Annotated in this window: 11 protein-coding genes; 1 reads left to right on the plus strand and 10 read right to left on the minus strand. The window is 39.2% G+C overall.

The window, feature by feature from the left end:
* Positions 1–7: 7 nt before the first annotated feature.
* From zwf to PU629_RS12315, 6 genes are all read right to left on the minus strand, one after another.
* The gene (gene zwf / locus PU629_RS12290; protein ID WP_275280362.1) at positions 8–1,516 is read right to left on the minus strand and encodes a glucose-6-phosphate dehydrogenase; all 1,509 of its coding nucleotides are present in this window, start codon (positions 1,514–1,516) and stop codon (positions 8–10) included.
* 654 nt (positions 1,517–2,170) lie between these two features.
* Positions 2,171–4,171: an alpha-L-arabinofuranosidase C-terminal domain-containing protein gene (locus tag PU629_RS12295; RefSeq protein ID WP_275280363.1), complete on the minus strand. Its 2,001-nt coding sequence runs from the start codon at positions 4,169–4,171 to the stop codon at positions 2,171–2,173.
* A gap of 32 nt (positions 4,172–4,203) precedes the next feature.
* Entirely contained in the window at positions 4,204–5,094 is an 891-nt protein-coding gene (locus PU629_RS12300; RefSeq protein WP_275280364.1) for a carbohydrate ABC transporter permease, read from the minus strand.
* 16 nt (positions 5,095–5,110) lie between these two features.
* Positions 5,111–6,079 carry an ABC transporter permease gene (locus PU629_RS12305; protein ID WP_275280365.1) on the minus strand — a complete coding sequence of 323 codons (969 nt, stop codon included), beginning with the start codon at positions 6,077–6,079 and terminating at the stop codon, positions 5,111–5,113.
* Between the two features lie 67 nt (positions 6,080–6,146).
* A complete protein-coding gene (locus PU629_RS12310; protein WP_275280366.1) occupies positions 6,147–7,700 on the minus strand; it encodes an extracellular solute-binding protein in 1,554 nt (517 codons plus the stop codon).
* 494 nt (positions 7,701–8,194) lie between these two features.
* Complete coding sequence (locus PU629_RS12315; RefSeq protein WP_275280367.1) at positions 8,195–9,715, minus strand: sulfatase family protein; 1,521 nt, start codon at positions 9,713–9,715, stop codon at positions 8,195–8,197.
* Between the two features lie 151 nt (positions 9,716–9,866).
* On the opposite strand from PU629_RS12315, the gene PU629_RS12320 reads away from it, so the two are divergent.
* Entirely contained in the window at positions 9,867–10,733 is an 867-nt protein-coding gene (locus PU629_RS12320) for an AraC family transcriptional regulator (RefSeq protein WP_275280368.1), read from the plus strand.
* 64 nt (positions 10,734–10,797) lie between these two features.
* Here PU629_RS12320 and PU629_RS12325 read toward each other — a convergent pair whose 3' ends face one another.
* From PU629_RS12325 to PU629_RS12340, 4 genes are all read right to left on the minus strand, one after another.
* Complete coding sequence (locus tag PU629_RS12325) at positions 10,798–10,989, minus strand: hypothetical protein (protein ID WP_275280369.1); 192 nt, start codon at positions 10,987–10,989, stop codon at positions 10,798–10,800.
* A 96-nt stretch (positions 10,990–11,085) separates the two neighbouring features.
* The gene (locus PU629_RS12330) at positions 11,086–12,846 is read right to left on the minus strand and encodes a glycoside hydrolase family 2 protein (RefSeq protein WP_275280370.1); all 1,761 of its coding nucleotides are present in this window, start codon (positions 12,844–12,846) and stop codon (positions 11,086–11,088) included.
* Positions 12,847–12,896: 50 nt separating this feature from the next.
* Complete coding sequence (locus tag PU629_RS12335) at positions 12,897–13,865, minus strand: ArsR/SmtB family transcription factor (protein WP_275280371.1); 969 nt, start codon at positions 13,863–13,865, stop codon at positions 12,897–12,899.
* Between the two features lie 312 nt (positions 13,866–14,177).
* The gene (locus PU629_RS12340; protein WP_275280372.1) at positions 14,178–15,020 is read right to left on the minus strand and encodes a CheR family methyltransferase; all 843 of its coding nucleotides are present in this window, start codon (positions 15,018–15,020) and stop codon (positions 14,178–14,180) included.
* Positions 15,021–15,086 lie beyond the last annotated feature (66 nt).

The following is a 15,086-nucleotide window of genomic DNA, read 5'->3' on the forward strand; positions in this document are numbered from 1 at the left end:
ATATTTGTTAATACTGAAGTACTTTTTCTTCGCTTACCTCTTTGCGCTTATCCAGCCACCATTTAAAACCATTTTCTTCTAACAGTTGATCCGCTGCTTCTGGACCATAAGAACCGGATGGATAACCATGAAGCGGTAAAAGATTCTCATCAAAGGCATCCAAAATAGGTTGAACCCATTCCCAAGACAATTCGACTTCTTTCCAATGAGCAAAGAACGTGGAATCGCCCACCATCGCATCATTAATAAGAATTTCATAAGCTTCAGGAACATTAAGATCTTTATTATCACAAGATAAATTAATCCTAACCGGTTCAATCTCACCGTTTTTCGCTGGATTCTTACTGTTTAGTTGTAGAGATACGTTTTCATCTGGGCTGATTTCAATGATAAACAAATTAGGCTCTATGTTGTGTTGGTCCTTTTTGTAGTCCAGTTCTAACGTATTTTTGAATTCAATAACGATACGCGTGGATTTTTCCTTCATTCTTTTCCCAGTGCGAATATAGAATGGAACCCCCGCCCAGAATTCATTATCAATCCATAGACGAGCTGCTACAAAAGTATCGGTCTGCGATTGCGGAGCGACACCTGGCTCGTCTAGGTATCCAGGCAAGCTCTGTCCGTTGATTTCACCGGATTCATATTGACCTCGGACGATATGCTTCTTAGCTTCTTCTTTCTTAACAGGACGAAGAGCTTCCATAACCTTCCGCTTTTCGTTTCGGATCTCACGGGCATTAATTTTTTGAGGGACATGCATGGCCGTCATCATCAGCATCTGGAGCATATGATTCTGAATCATATCCTTAATCGCACCGACGTGATCGTAATAACCCGCTCTTTCTTCAACACCAACGGTTTCACTGGCCGTGATTTGAACATTGGAGATAAAATCATGATTCCAAACCGTTTGAAGAATAGGGTTAGCAAATTCAATCGCTTCAAGATTTTGTACCATTGGTTTACCAAGGTAATGGTCAATTCGATAAATTTCTTCTTCATCAAAGGCGTGACTTAGTTTTTCATTTAACTCACGCGCTGATTGAAGGTCGTGGCCAAAAGGTTTCTCAATGACAAGACGTTTCCAGCCTTTTGTATCACCTAACCCGCTTTCTTTAATGTTTAACGCAATCACATCAAAGAAATCTGGAGCCACCGACAAATAGAAGAGTCGATTTTCTTCAATCTGTAATTCCTCTTCCCGCTTTTTAACGATATCCAAAAGGTTAGCAAAATCTTCTGGGTTTCTTGCATCTAAAGGCAAATAACGGAATGCATTCAGAAAACGATCCATGTCTCTTCCGTCTTGTCCTTTACGGCGAGAAAAGGTTAATAAAGAGTCCTTCACCTTTTCTTGAAAGTCCTCATGTGTCTGATTGCCTCTTCCTAATCCAATGATGGATATGACTTCCGGAAGTTTTTGATCTATATAGAGATTGTAAAGAGCAGGAAAAATTTTTCTCTTTGCCAAATCACCGGTTGCCCCAAATAAAACAAAGGTCATCGATTCCATTGTTTAGCTCTCCTTGATTCATATTTATTACGAAAAATGTCTCTCTCTTATTATTTTTCGTTATATCAGTAAAAGGATTATCTCCAAAATCCTTTATCATTCAAGGCAATTACTTCCGTTACCTTGAAATAAAAGGGGTCCCTATAAAAACTTTGATTATGGGGTAAATTATGTTAAATGACACTCATATCGTAAAATTTTTAGAGGCACCCATACACCTTGAGAATCACGAAATGAACCGGACTCTCTTTAGACACAAAACCCATAAGGCCTAAGGCTGAAGCGGTCAGAGTAAGCGGATATTTTTTAGGCATCCTGGACACAACACCATATCCTATTCTAGGTTTGCATCTGATTCTTTGCAAATAATAACCCTTGCGTCTTGTCCTAGATAGCCGGGAACCATTGATATTAAAGGAAAAATTAAAAGGAGTTAGCCTGCAGAACCCCCTTCCCATTTGCTTTATTTATTCGTCAAATAGCTCTAGACAACACGCATCAATTTATGGTAATTCATTTATTGATCGAAAACACCACCCCCATTTCCCGCATGCGTCTGCCATTTCAATACAGGATGAAAATTTTTTTGAACAATAAGGTAAACTAAAAAGAAGAGACACAAGGGTCCCTTCCTTCTCGCTTTCCATATTAGAATTAACCCATTAATTCAAAGGTATAAATGGAGTGAGCTTTTAACAAATAATTGATAGGAGCACCATCGATTTCAAAGGTTTCATAATGACAGGTGATCGCCTCAGGGTTAAACACATCATTTATGCAATTGATATCTGGACCTGTTATTTCGCCGACCTTCATTCTCCCATTGAAATGAAAGGCATTGGGATAGAGATCAACAGTGACATCTTCCAAACTGCGATTAACGATAAAAACCGTCATGACATCCCTGCTTTCATTGATACAGGAAACAACATCTAATTCTGGTAATTTATCCGTTTGCACCCGATTGTGTTGGTTTGAAAAACAAAATGAATCGCATTCGACTTGGGTTTCTACGAGATAAGCGATATCGCGATTGGCATACAGTTTAAGCACGTGATAAGTGGGTGTGCCATAGACCACATCCGGCTTCCCACTCCATCCCGGTTCTTTGCCTCTAAATTGATCGGCATAATGATCCCCTACACGAATACAACCACCAAGCCAGCCATTGACAAGATCTGAGAAATTGCCAATTTCAATAAGGTCACAGTTGCGAATGAATTCATTAAGATTTCCGGCATTCGCGATAGCCGCTTCAAGCGTATGTTCATTCGGCAACCCTTTTCTTATGTTATTTGGATAATACATGGTGTTATATTCGGTAACAGCAAGCTTCACATGCGGATAATCTTTTAAGGTTTCCCTAATTTCGTTAAGAAACCGATGAGTGACCTCTGGGTAAGAAACAATAGCTCGGTACTTGTCAGCCTGCGATACTTCCTTATTAATATAACCAAAGTGACCATAGCCTTGATAAATATGTAATGTTAGGTAATCGATATAGTTACCAGCCATTTGAAGAACAGTCTTATTCCATTCAGGATCGGTATGACCGCAAGCTAATAAAACAATATTAGGATCAGCGGCTTTCATCGCTTTAGCAAAACGGACACAGCGATTAGCGAATGCTTCAGCAGTGCAATGTCCAACTTGCCAATTGCCCCAAACCTCATTTCCAATTTCCCAATACTTCACACCATAAGGACTTTTGTGACCGTTCTGTGCTCGCAAAGCTCCCATTGGCGTCGTCTCTTCCCCATTGCAGTACTCGACCCAACGAGCGGCTTCTTCAGGCGAGCCTGAACCATCATTCACACAAATTTGCGGCGCGACACCTAATTCTTCACAAAAGGCTAAAAATTCATCGGTTCCAAAATATTTACAAGCCAATGTATCCCATGCTTCATTTAGCATGACAGGCCTTTCATAAACAGAGCCTACTCCATGCTCCCAATGATAGGCGCTGATATAATTACCGCCCAAACGCATAATACCAGCATTTAGGTCCTGCGACATGTCAAATACTTGCTTTTTTACAATGCCCACACTGTCTTCTGGCAACATTGAAAAGTGGTCAATCCAAAGCATCCCAGTTGCGACTGAATCCTTCCATCCTTTGTCTTCAGAGCTTATAAAAATCCTTAATTCCGCCTCGCAGCAATCTCTTTCAAGGCTAAATTGCCCTTTATATTCTTTCCAATCATGGCTATCAATCGGAATCGTTGTCTGCATTAATTTTTCTTGTGTGTGTTTATCGATCATCTCTAACTTAACCTCATTAATTTCTATAGAAGCCCTTGCAAATAATTGAAAATGATAAGTTACACTTCCCCTGACAGAGAGTTTTTGGGCGATCCCTCCATAACCATCATCATCACTAAAAATTCTTATTTTTTGCGAGTGTCCACTATGTTTTGGTGCAGCAGGTTCCAACGCAAATTGGGTATGTCTTCCATTTGTAAAAGGAAGCCAGGACCCTGAAACCCCTTTGATCTTGAGGTCTTCATGTTCAAAGTCCATATCCTGAAGACCGTAAGCGAGCATTGCATCCATATGGTCTCTAATATCTTCTACAAAATGTCCAAATATGAAGGGATGGATCCGCTCCTTACCAATCTGGTCGCCGTTAATTTGTACACTGGCAGATTTCGTCATGTTAATTGTCCTCCTTAATAACTTAGAAAGGATTAGCCTTTAATCGATCCAATCATGACACCTTTAACAAAGTGCTTCTGAACAAACGGATACAGGATAATAACGGGTATGCTAGACACAACAATAATCGCATATTTCATACTTTCAGCTAATAGCGTCTGTTTTGCCATAGAGGCCGTGATATCCGTATCAGACGCTTGATTTTGAATCAGTATTTCTCTTAAAACAAGTTGAAGAGGATATAGCTTTTCATTCTGCAAATAGATCAGGCCGTTAAAATATTCATTCCAGTGCCCAACCGCATAAAACAAGACCATGACCGCGAGGATGGGTTTAGAAAGAGGCAATATAACTTTTATAAATAATTTAAAATTGGAGCAGCCATCAATAAGGGCCGCTTCCTGCAGTTCCCAAGGGATGCTCGTTTGAAAGAAGGAGCGCATGACAATCACATTGTAAGTCGCGATCGCATTCGGAATGACCATTGACCAAATCAAATTATACATCCCTAAATTTTTAACTAATAAATAGGTTGGGATAATTCCACCTGAGAAGAACATCGTAAAAGCAATGATAAACGTAAAAATAGTTCTGCCAGGCAAATCTCGTCTTGATAGAGGATACGCAATTAGCGTTGTTAAAAAGAGATTAATAAATGTCCCGAGTACCGTATAAATGAGCGTATTCTTAAAGCCGTTCCAAATCTGAGCATCATGAAAAACTTTCGCATAAGCTTCCCATGTAAACCCTTTAGGTAACAGCCAAATATCTCCATTTACGACATGACTCGGATCACTAAATGACGCACTAATGACAAATATCAAAGGGTACAAAACGATCGCAATCAGAATGGCAGCCATACAATTTAAGACGATATTAAAGATCCGATCCTCAGAATTCACTTTATGGACTTGCTCGTTCATCGCTTGACCTCTCTTTCTACCACAGACTGGTCGATGTTTTTTTCCTGGCTATTTGGTTAATCACGATGAGCAATATAAAATTGATAATGGCATCAAATAGACCAATAGCTGTGGTATAGCTATATTCACCATCTAAAATACCCGTTCTATAAGTAAAGGTGGCAATGACATCGCTAGAGGACATATTTAATTGATTCTGCATTAAAAGGATTTTTTCAAATCCAATATCCATAAAATGACCGACTTCTAAAATTAATAAAATAATAACGGTAGGCATAATACTTGGTATGGAAACATGCCAGATCCTTTGCAGTTTGCTTGCACCATCTACTCTTGCAGCTTCATACAATTCTGGGCTGACACCGCTTAATGCTGCAATATAAATGATCGATTGCCATCCCATATTCGTCCAAATATTGGAGCCTATAAATAAAGGCTTAAACCAACCAGCCTCTTGCATAAATGGGATACTTTTAATACCAAACGAATGGAGAATAACGTTTACCACTCCAGTATTAGGATCTAAAAACAGGTTCAACATCCCGACAATGACAACGACTGAAATAAAATGCGGAATATAGGTAATGTTTTGTAAAACTTTCTTATATTTATTATTTTTAAGTTCATTTACTAATAAGGCTAGTAATATGGGAATGGGGAATCCAAATAGGATAGAAAAGACCTTGATGGTCACCGTATTTCGTATCAATCTCCAAAAATAATACGATGAAAAGAACCGTTGAAAATTCTCAAAACCAACCCAGGGGCTCCCCCAATACCCCTTAATGGGTATAAAATCTTTGAAAGCAATTTGCAAACCGTACATAGGTCCATATAAAAAGATAATATACCAAGCCATCGGCAAAATGAGCATCAGATAGAGATCGTATCGCCTGACTATATTCTTCCAAAGCTTCTTCTTCGGTTTGGTTGCAGGAAGAACCTTTTCTTTTATTCGCTTCGTACTCTCAGGTTTAAGACTCATTCTTTCACCCCTATCTAAGAAAAGAGAACTGGGGAAATTCGTCTAAATTCCCCCATCTCCTGTTTCATTACTTATATTGTTTGTCAAAAGCCTCTTGATAGTACTTTGCCAGTTTGTCGATTCCCATCTTATTCAACTGAGACACGTAGCTGTTCCATGCACTGAAACTTTGTTGACCCGTGATAAACTTGGCCGTCGCCTCGCCAACATACGTATCAATATCCGTCTTGAGATCATTTACTTCATTGGCTGTAGTTGGATCAAAGAGTGGTGCTGCATAGATTTTTTGTGAAATATAAGGTTGAATCTTATCAGCCGCTTGCTGAACTTGCGGCGGATTGATAGCTGTTGAGTTTTTATCATTAATCAACTCTGGTGAACCGCCGCCAGGCCAAGGAGTCATCGAGCCAATTCCGAGATCAGACTTTAACACACTATCCGCATAAACCGGTGTCCCGTCACTTGAATAGCTAAAGGTCTTTCCTTCAACACCGTATCGGAAAAAGATAGAGCCTTTATCTCCGTAAAAATAATCGATCCAGCGAATAGCTGCTTCGGGATCTTTATTCGTTGATGAAATGGCGAACGCGCCATACGAACGGGTAATGGGACCGGCTGTATAGGATTGATCGCCTTCTGGTCCCTTGAATGGAGCAATGCCTTCATATTGAGAAGCATCTTGTGGAAAAGCATCGGTTGCCTGATTGGTGAACAAGGCTACTTTACCTGACTGCATTTTAGCAAGATATTGCGCGTAAGTCTGAGTGGTGATTTGGTGGTCTAGTAGATTTTCTTGGTAGAGTTTGTGTAAATACATGAGTAATTCTTTGTACTTATCACTTGTTGTCCAGATCGAGACTTTGTCATTATTAACACTAATGTTGTAGCCCATTTGTTGAGTTAATCCCCATGCCCCTCCAATTGCATTGATAAGATCACCGACACTGGCTGTTGAAAGTGGTGTATCATTCGGGTATTTTACCTTTATCGCTTTTAAATAATTATAGAGTTCGTCAGTAGTGGTCGGGACACTCATGTTGACGCCTGCCAACATATTTTTGTTAAGCCACAGCTTATTCGTTCTCGCCGAAAGCAAGGTGACGATATCGGATAAAGCGTAAATATGGCCATCTGGAGCTGTTAGCGCCTGTTTAACTTCTGGATATTTATCGAAGAGGCCTTGAAGGCTAGGGGCATATTTTTTGATTAACCCTTCTAATGGGATTAATTCACCGCTAGAACCGTATTTTACTGCTTCTAAAGGGGTAAGATTGGCTTTAAATAAAATATCCGGAAGATTATTCGAACCAAGGATTAAGCTTTTCTTTTCAGCAAAAGAGGCATCAGGCACATCATTAAATTTAATATTAATATTTGTCATTTTTGCATATTCCTGGAACATAGACATGTCTTTATAGGGTCCATCTGCTGCCGAACGGTCCGCAAACATCGTCATCGTAATTGGCTTTTTAACAATTGGAAAACCGCTCGCATTAAAATTCGATGGTGCTTCCTCTTTGGAAGGATCTTGTACAGCCGTACTTGCGCTGGAACCACACCCCACCAGTAAGACAGAAGATAGAACAACAGGACTTAAAACTTTAAAAATGGTCTTATTCAAATTAACTGCCTCCCTATTTAATCTTTTATAAAAGTTAATTGACTCAAACTAAACGAATTGTTCTGCTCCTCATTCTCTGAAAGAACGACATCTTATAAGTAAAACTCCGCTTTTGTAAAGGTTTACACTAAATATACTAAAGATTAAATCAAATAATAATGTCATTATGTTAGGTTTTACTTATCAATTTGTTAGGTTAAATAACGCTTCTTTACATCTACTCTTCTAATTTTCAATAACAAGACTCTTATAACCATTCTCCCCTCATAAAAAATGAAAAGACTCCTTAAGTTTTGCGTTAACTGAACGAAAAACTTAAGGAGCCATTGGTAGACCAGTAGGTTAACTTTTATTCTGATTGGTAACGAGATTCTGTTTGAAGTTTAATAATACTTTCCCGATAAGTCAAGCTGGAATTTATCAAACGATTTAAACATTCAAACTTTTTTTGTGCGCGCTTTGACTTTAGGGTTAAAAACACGATGATCGTTTCCTCATGCAAAGCTCTCTCTTACTGGATAAGGGTTTTCCAGATTCCCATAAATATCGATTAATTCCATGAACATCTTTGTTCGAAGTTCAGCGTATTCAGGCTTATTATAAAGGTTCACATACTCGTAAGGATCTTCCTTTAAATCATAAAGCTCCCCTTCTTGACGACTTAAGAAATAATTGAGCTTATATTGATCCTTCACTAATGTTTTTACATAAAAATGGGGTTCTGCCCGATTCTCGACTAAACACCAACCCCTTGAAGCTTTACCAGGATTTAAGAAGGTTTCTTTTTGAGTGATTCCTTGCATAGCGGTGACGGGCTCAATTCCGCAAATATCCAATAAAGTTGGAGCAAGGTCTACTAGACTTAACAAGGAATCGGTTCTTATTCCAGATGGTATCCGATTTTTCCAACGGACAAGAAATGGAACGCGCAAAATATCCTCATAATGAATGGGACCTTTTAACCATAAGCCATGGTTACCCGCATAGTCACCATGGTCGGAAGTAAAAATAACTAACGTGTTCTCACTGAGGTGAAGCTGATCCAACTTATCTAATATCCGCCCAATATGGTGATCAATTAAACTGATCATCGCATAATAGGAGGCAAGCCATTTTCGAGCCCTGTCATAACCTATTTTCTTGTTTGTATGACCTAAGCACTGAATCCCGCCTGTATCATGCCCAGGATCCGCCATCGCTTTCACATCAAGTTCATCCATTCGATCCTCGATTAAATAGTTGTGAATCTTAGGCTTATCCTCCATCTCACCTTCAAGTTCATTAAATGGAGGCAAGTCCTCAGGGTTATACATACTATTCCAAGGTTCTGGGCAAAGAAAAGCATTATGCGGATCTTGAAAACTGCACCAGGCGAAGAACGGTTTTCCGTCTCCTTCTCCTACTGTTGATTCAATAAATTCCATCGTTCTATCTGCGGTCCATCGCGTATAATGGAACTTTTCTGGTAAGTCCCAAGAGCCCTCACGATGTCCTCCATTCGGACCAAAATACTGTGACGGATCAATTCCTTGTTCCTCAAGCCAGACCCCGTAATGCATACCATGAGAGGAATCTTCATCGGCATGTCCATGAACCATTGCCACTTTTTCAAATCCATAATAGGGGCCATCCCACTTCTTCCAAAATTCTCGGTGATGGATATTAGGTTTGCCTTCAAAACTCCCTTCCTTTAATACAGGCTGAAAGTGGGCTTTCCCAAACAAACCTGTGTGAAACCCGTTCTCTGAAAGAATCTCACCAATTGATGGGTGAGACTGATCCAAAGCAACCCCGATATTCCAGCAGCCATGTCGAGAAGGATATTTCCCTGTAATAATTGAGGATCGGCTTGGAGAGCAAGTGGGATTCGTTACGTAAGCGCGTTCAAAAGCAACGCCTTCTTTAACTAGCCTATCCAAATTGGGAGTGTTTATTTTTTCAGCCCCAAGTGCTCTGATTGTATTCCAGTGCTGTTGATCTGTCGTGATAAACAAGATGTTAGGTGTTTGCTCCACTTGATGATCCTCCTTAATTAAAATAAAATAAAACTAATGAAAACTAGTTATTAAAAACATAATCCATTATTTGGCTAATTTAAATGTTTAAATGTCGTTTAGCATTTGTCATTTTGTTAGTTTATCTGTTTTTTGGGGGAGTTGATTTAAAATGAGAGAGTACTCGCATGAATACGCCAACCATTGGTTTTATATCCCCACGCCTTTTGAAAAAGCAAGCGGAATCTGGCCGGTACGAGCTGGAGAAACTTCGTCAAAGCCTCACTATAAGATCGGCCCTCGGTTTATTACTTACTATAGTTTACATTTTGTGTTAGATGGAAAAGGAGAATTCAATCAAGAGGGGTATAAAAAAGCCATTAATAAAGGCGATATTTTTTGTTTATTTCCCAATAAAACCCACCAATACACAACGGACCCTTCTAACTGTCTGAACATGTTTTGGTTTGCGTTCGATGGCAGGCAGTCGGAGGAACTCATACGAAGGATTGGTTTGAGCGAGCAGTCACCACACGCAGCAGGCTTAATTTCAAATGAAGTAAGAAAAACCATAAAAAAACTATGTACGCGATTTTCAAATCTAAGAGAAGCGGAAACACTTGAGAGGATCAGTTTAATCTATGAACTCTTCTATAATCTGTCAACTATGGCCATCCAAAAAAATATCGTGAAAGTCGTCAATTCAACCAATTGGCTGCAAGAAAGCAGGAAATATATGGACAACCATTACAGTGAAGGTATATCCGTATCCGATGTCGCCAAATATCTAGGCATCAACCGCTCCTACTTCACGAGCTCTTTTACAAAAGAAATGCAAATGAGCCCCCTGCAATATCTTACAACCATAAAAATGAAAAAAGCCTATCAGATGCTGCTAAATCCAAACTATACCGTTACAGAAATTGCCCTGTCAGTCGGGTATTCAGACCTCTATTCGTTTTCACGAGCCTTTAAAAATCATTATGCCATTTCCCCTAGTCAATTCAGAGACAACCCTGACCTCATAGAAAGTCATTAATCTCTTAATCATTCAATTTAAAAAAATAGACTATCGCCCACAGCCTTTCGCTGAAGGAGACAGCCTAGTTGTCCTTATACTTAGTTCCTACATTTTCCGTTAAGTAGGGATCAATAATAAGTGCCCCATCCCTCGCTTTTCCTTTTATAATGACACCTGATTGGCCAAGATGCCAAATGGAAACGGTCCCATATGGCATGTCCGTTTTCTCGATTTCGTCTGATAAGGCTTTTCCTTCTCTATATAGATAATTCACAACTGATCTCCTCTCCATGATGTCTGACAAAAAGCGTCGTCATTCAGTTTAATTAAAAAAGTGGGTACCCCGCAAAAGCGGGAGTACCTACTCTTGTCATTTAAGATTGATTTCACGCACTCGCTTAAGATCTACTTTTGGCTTTCGATCTTCAGTTAACAAACCATTTATCTCCTGTTGGACATCTGTAATTTGCGTATAGCAATAGCCTACAATATAATCACAATTTTTAATGGCTTGAGTAATAGAATCATAGCGTGCAAAAAACTCTTTCTCCGTATTCACCTGATTCCCATAACCCCATCCGCTTTCCTCCTTAAAAGCAATACCGCCGTATTCGGAAAGAATAATCGGTTGACCTTTGTATTCGTATCCTTTGGCCATGGCATATTTATGATGGTTATGCGTGATTTCATTGGTGACAATCTTTTCCTTATTCGCATATCTCTTTGCAAATAAGTCACCCATTTCTTCGTAATCATGAAGAGTAATAATATCAGAGATCGTATGCTCCCAGCCATCGTTGACAATGACCGGTCTCATGGAATCCAGGGACTTAGTTAAATAATAGATACTCTCTGTAAAGTGTTGTTGTTTGGTATCAACGAAGATATTTTTAACTCCCCAAGATTCATTAAAAGGTGTCCATGCGATGATTGAAGGATGGTTATAATTTTGGCGAACAATATCCAGCCATTCATTTGTGAAATTATGAATAGCTTCATCAGAGAATTCATAAGTCGCTGCCACCTCCGACCAGACTAACAATCCTTTACGGTCACACCAGTAAAGATAACGGGGATCTTCCACTTTTTGGTGTTTCCGGACACCGTTGAAACCCATTTCTAGTGTTCGATCAATGTCCTCTATAAGAGCTTCTTCAGATGGTGGGGTTAGATGAGTGTCTCGCCAGTAGCCTTGGTCTAGGATTAGCCTTTGGTAAATGGGGGTATTATTTAACAAGACTTTGCCATTTTCAATGGATACCTTACGCATTCCAAAATAGGAAGACACTTGGTCAATCACAGACTCTTTGTCATATAAAGTAAACGTCACATCGTAAAGATTCGGATGATCGGGATGCCAAAGCTTAATCCCCCATTCGTCCACTGCACTCGAAATATTTAGTGTCAGTTCTTCCCTAGCACTCTGAATCTCTTGCGAAAAGGTTTTAACCGGTTGACCATCAAATTCGATGTTTGTTTTTAAACTTAATCCTTTTTTCAGTCCAATACCAGCTAGTTCATAATTAAAAGTAATTGAAGCCGTATCGATATCGGGTGTTATCTTAACGGACTTTAGATGCGTGTCATTCACCAATTCCAACCAGACGGTTTGCCAGATCCCCGTCGTCTGTACATACCAACAACCAAAATTCTCGCCTATCCATCGCTGCTTTCCTCTCGGTTGTGCACGACTCATCGAATCCTCTACTTTGACAATCAATTCATGCTGATCCTCTTCATTCAGATAATCGGTTAAATCAAAGAAAAAATGGGTATAGCCACCTTGATGGCTTCCAACAAAACGACCGTCTACCCATACTTTAGTCAAGTAATCGGAGGCATTAAAATGCAAGAGAACGCGCTTTTCTTTTGACTCTTCAGGTAGGCCAAAGGTGCGTTTGTACCAAACAAATGGATGAAATGTCTCATCACCAATACCGCTCGCTTTCGTTTCATATGTAAAGGGAACGATAATTTTTTTATCAAAATGAGCGCCATTAAACCATTTCCTTTTTTCTCCCAGATTCTCATCATCGAAAGCAAAGTCCCATTCCCCATTTAAATTAACCCAATCATTTCGCGTGAATTGTGGTGTCGGATGGCCTTCATACTTCTTAGATAAGCTTGTCATCTGCCGCCTCCTTAATAGTTTGTTTAAAATGCCTCACTAACAATCTTCCCTTATTGTTTTTTGAGACTGTAATCAAGCCTCATAACAAGATCGGTATCATAGTTGCCAAACCCTTTTCCAAATAAATTAATCCCCCCATTATTTGCGGCTTCTTTCTTTATCCCTATTCTCACCCTTATATAAGATTCAGACGAAAGATTTAAATCCTTTAATTGACAATCTGAGATTTTTCTCCCGTCTATAAAGGTTCCTTCATCATTCACTCGCCAAGTTTTCAAAAGGCCATATTGACTATTCTCAACACCCCACCATGACGGTGTTAAAACGCCTCGTTCACCGCCAAAATCCCCGGGACTGGTCCAAGTACCAATCTCGATTCCATTCATCCACATCGTTATATCGGATGGCCAATTCTTATTATGTAAAGGAGCTTCTGAGCAGATCTCCATGGTTACTTCAACATTCTTTATAGGTGCGCCATAAGGGATTCGCTTTGGAAAACGATACTCGACAAATCCGCGGCAAAACCAAATTAATTTCGCATTAACACGCATTGGATCAAAAAAAGAGCCTGGATCATCAAATTCACCTATGATTCCATTTTCATCTAAAAGCCCGCAAGTCGGGGCAACGTGAGAGTCAAAAAAATGGCCGATTGGCATTTGAACAAGCGAAAAAGGTTCCTCTCTTTTTTCTCCTGCAGGATCCATTTCAACCATGATTCTGTTGCATACAGCCGCACAAACCTTTTGAGTCCCCCGCGTACCAGGTATCAATTCGCTTTGAATGAGTTTGGCTTCTTCTAATTTTTTGATATTAACCGCTGCCGTTGAGGGTGGGAGATTAAACATTTCCGCTATTTCGTTGACATTCATCGTTTGCTTCAATAATTGCTTAAAAATAGTTAATCTTATATCGGTAGACAGCGCTTTCGCAATTTCTAGAAAATCATCGAGGTTCGTTGATAAGACTCGATTAATACTTCCAGATGCCGTTCTTTCAACCTTTAACTCTCCCACTCTCACACCTCATTTTTAAAAGACAATAAATATTAATTATTTTAATTTTACTTGAATTATAGCGCTTCCAATCATGATCCTCAAGCAACTTGGCGGATTCGTTTAAAAAATGACAAAACAATGAGCCTTTTTCATAAAACGATTCCGATGCTTAATCAATTGTAGACTCTTTCATTTAATTTATTTGGAACCAAGAACAAAATCGCTAATTGCCATGATCCTCTTCTTCCCAAGTATAGACTTAGTCCATGAGTTTCTCCCGGGAAGAAAGAGGTCCTTTTTAAGGATATCTTCAAATATTTTTAGATAAAACTACTTAATCTTTCTGTATAACTTTTGGCCAGTGCTGACGTCTTCGTAATACGTTGCTCGATCGGTGTTATAAAGGGATTCTTTATCACCCAATCCTAGGATTCCAAATAAACAGAGACTCTCATAAAAAAGTTCATGAACCCTCTGTTGCAGTGACTTATCGAAATAGATAAGGACATTCCGGCATATAATGGCATGGAATTCATTGAATGACCGATCTGTCACAAGATTGTGTTGAGCAAATACGACATTCTTTGTTAAACCCGCATCAAACAACACGCCACTATTAGTGACCGTATAATAATCCGAGAAAGCCTTCTTTCCTCCCGCTTTTAAATAATTATTCGTGTATTTTTTCATGTTTTTCAATGGAAAAATTCCAGATTTGGCTGCTTTTAAAACATTTGCATTTATATCAGTTGCATAGATTTTAGTTTTATCATAAATGCCTTCTTCTTGGAGCAGCATAGCCATAGAGTAAACCTCTTCTCCAGTAGAACAGCCAGCATGCCAGATCCTTATTGACGGATACGTCCGTAATAGAGGAATCACTTTTTCTCTAAAATTCAAAAAAAACAAGGGATCCCTAAACATCTCAGTTACATTAATGGAAAAATCCGCAACAAGCCTTTTTAAACAAGCCGGGTCATGTAGAACTTTCTCTAATAGACCTGTAATACTAGAAAGCTTTTCAGACTGAACGCGATGCCATATTCTTCTTCTTATGGAGTTATAGGCATAATTTCTATAGTCATAGCCGCACCACTTATATAGCCCTTCTAATAATAAATCAATTTCAATTCTCTCAAGTTCAGTATTAGTTGTTCCTGGATAGTCGCTCATTTGATCTTTCCTTTAAACAAATTCTTTACATTGGGCTGTTTACATACACTTTTTTGTTTTTTTCTC

Source organism: Pullulanibacillus sp. KACC 23026 (assembly GCF_029094525.1).
In the GTDB taxonomy this organism is placed as follows: domain Bacteria; phylum Bacillota; class Bacilli; order Bacillales; family Sporolactobacillaceae; genus KACC-23026.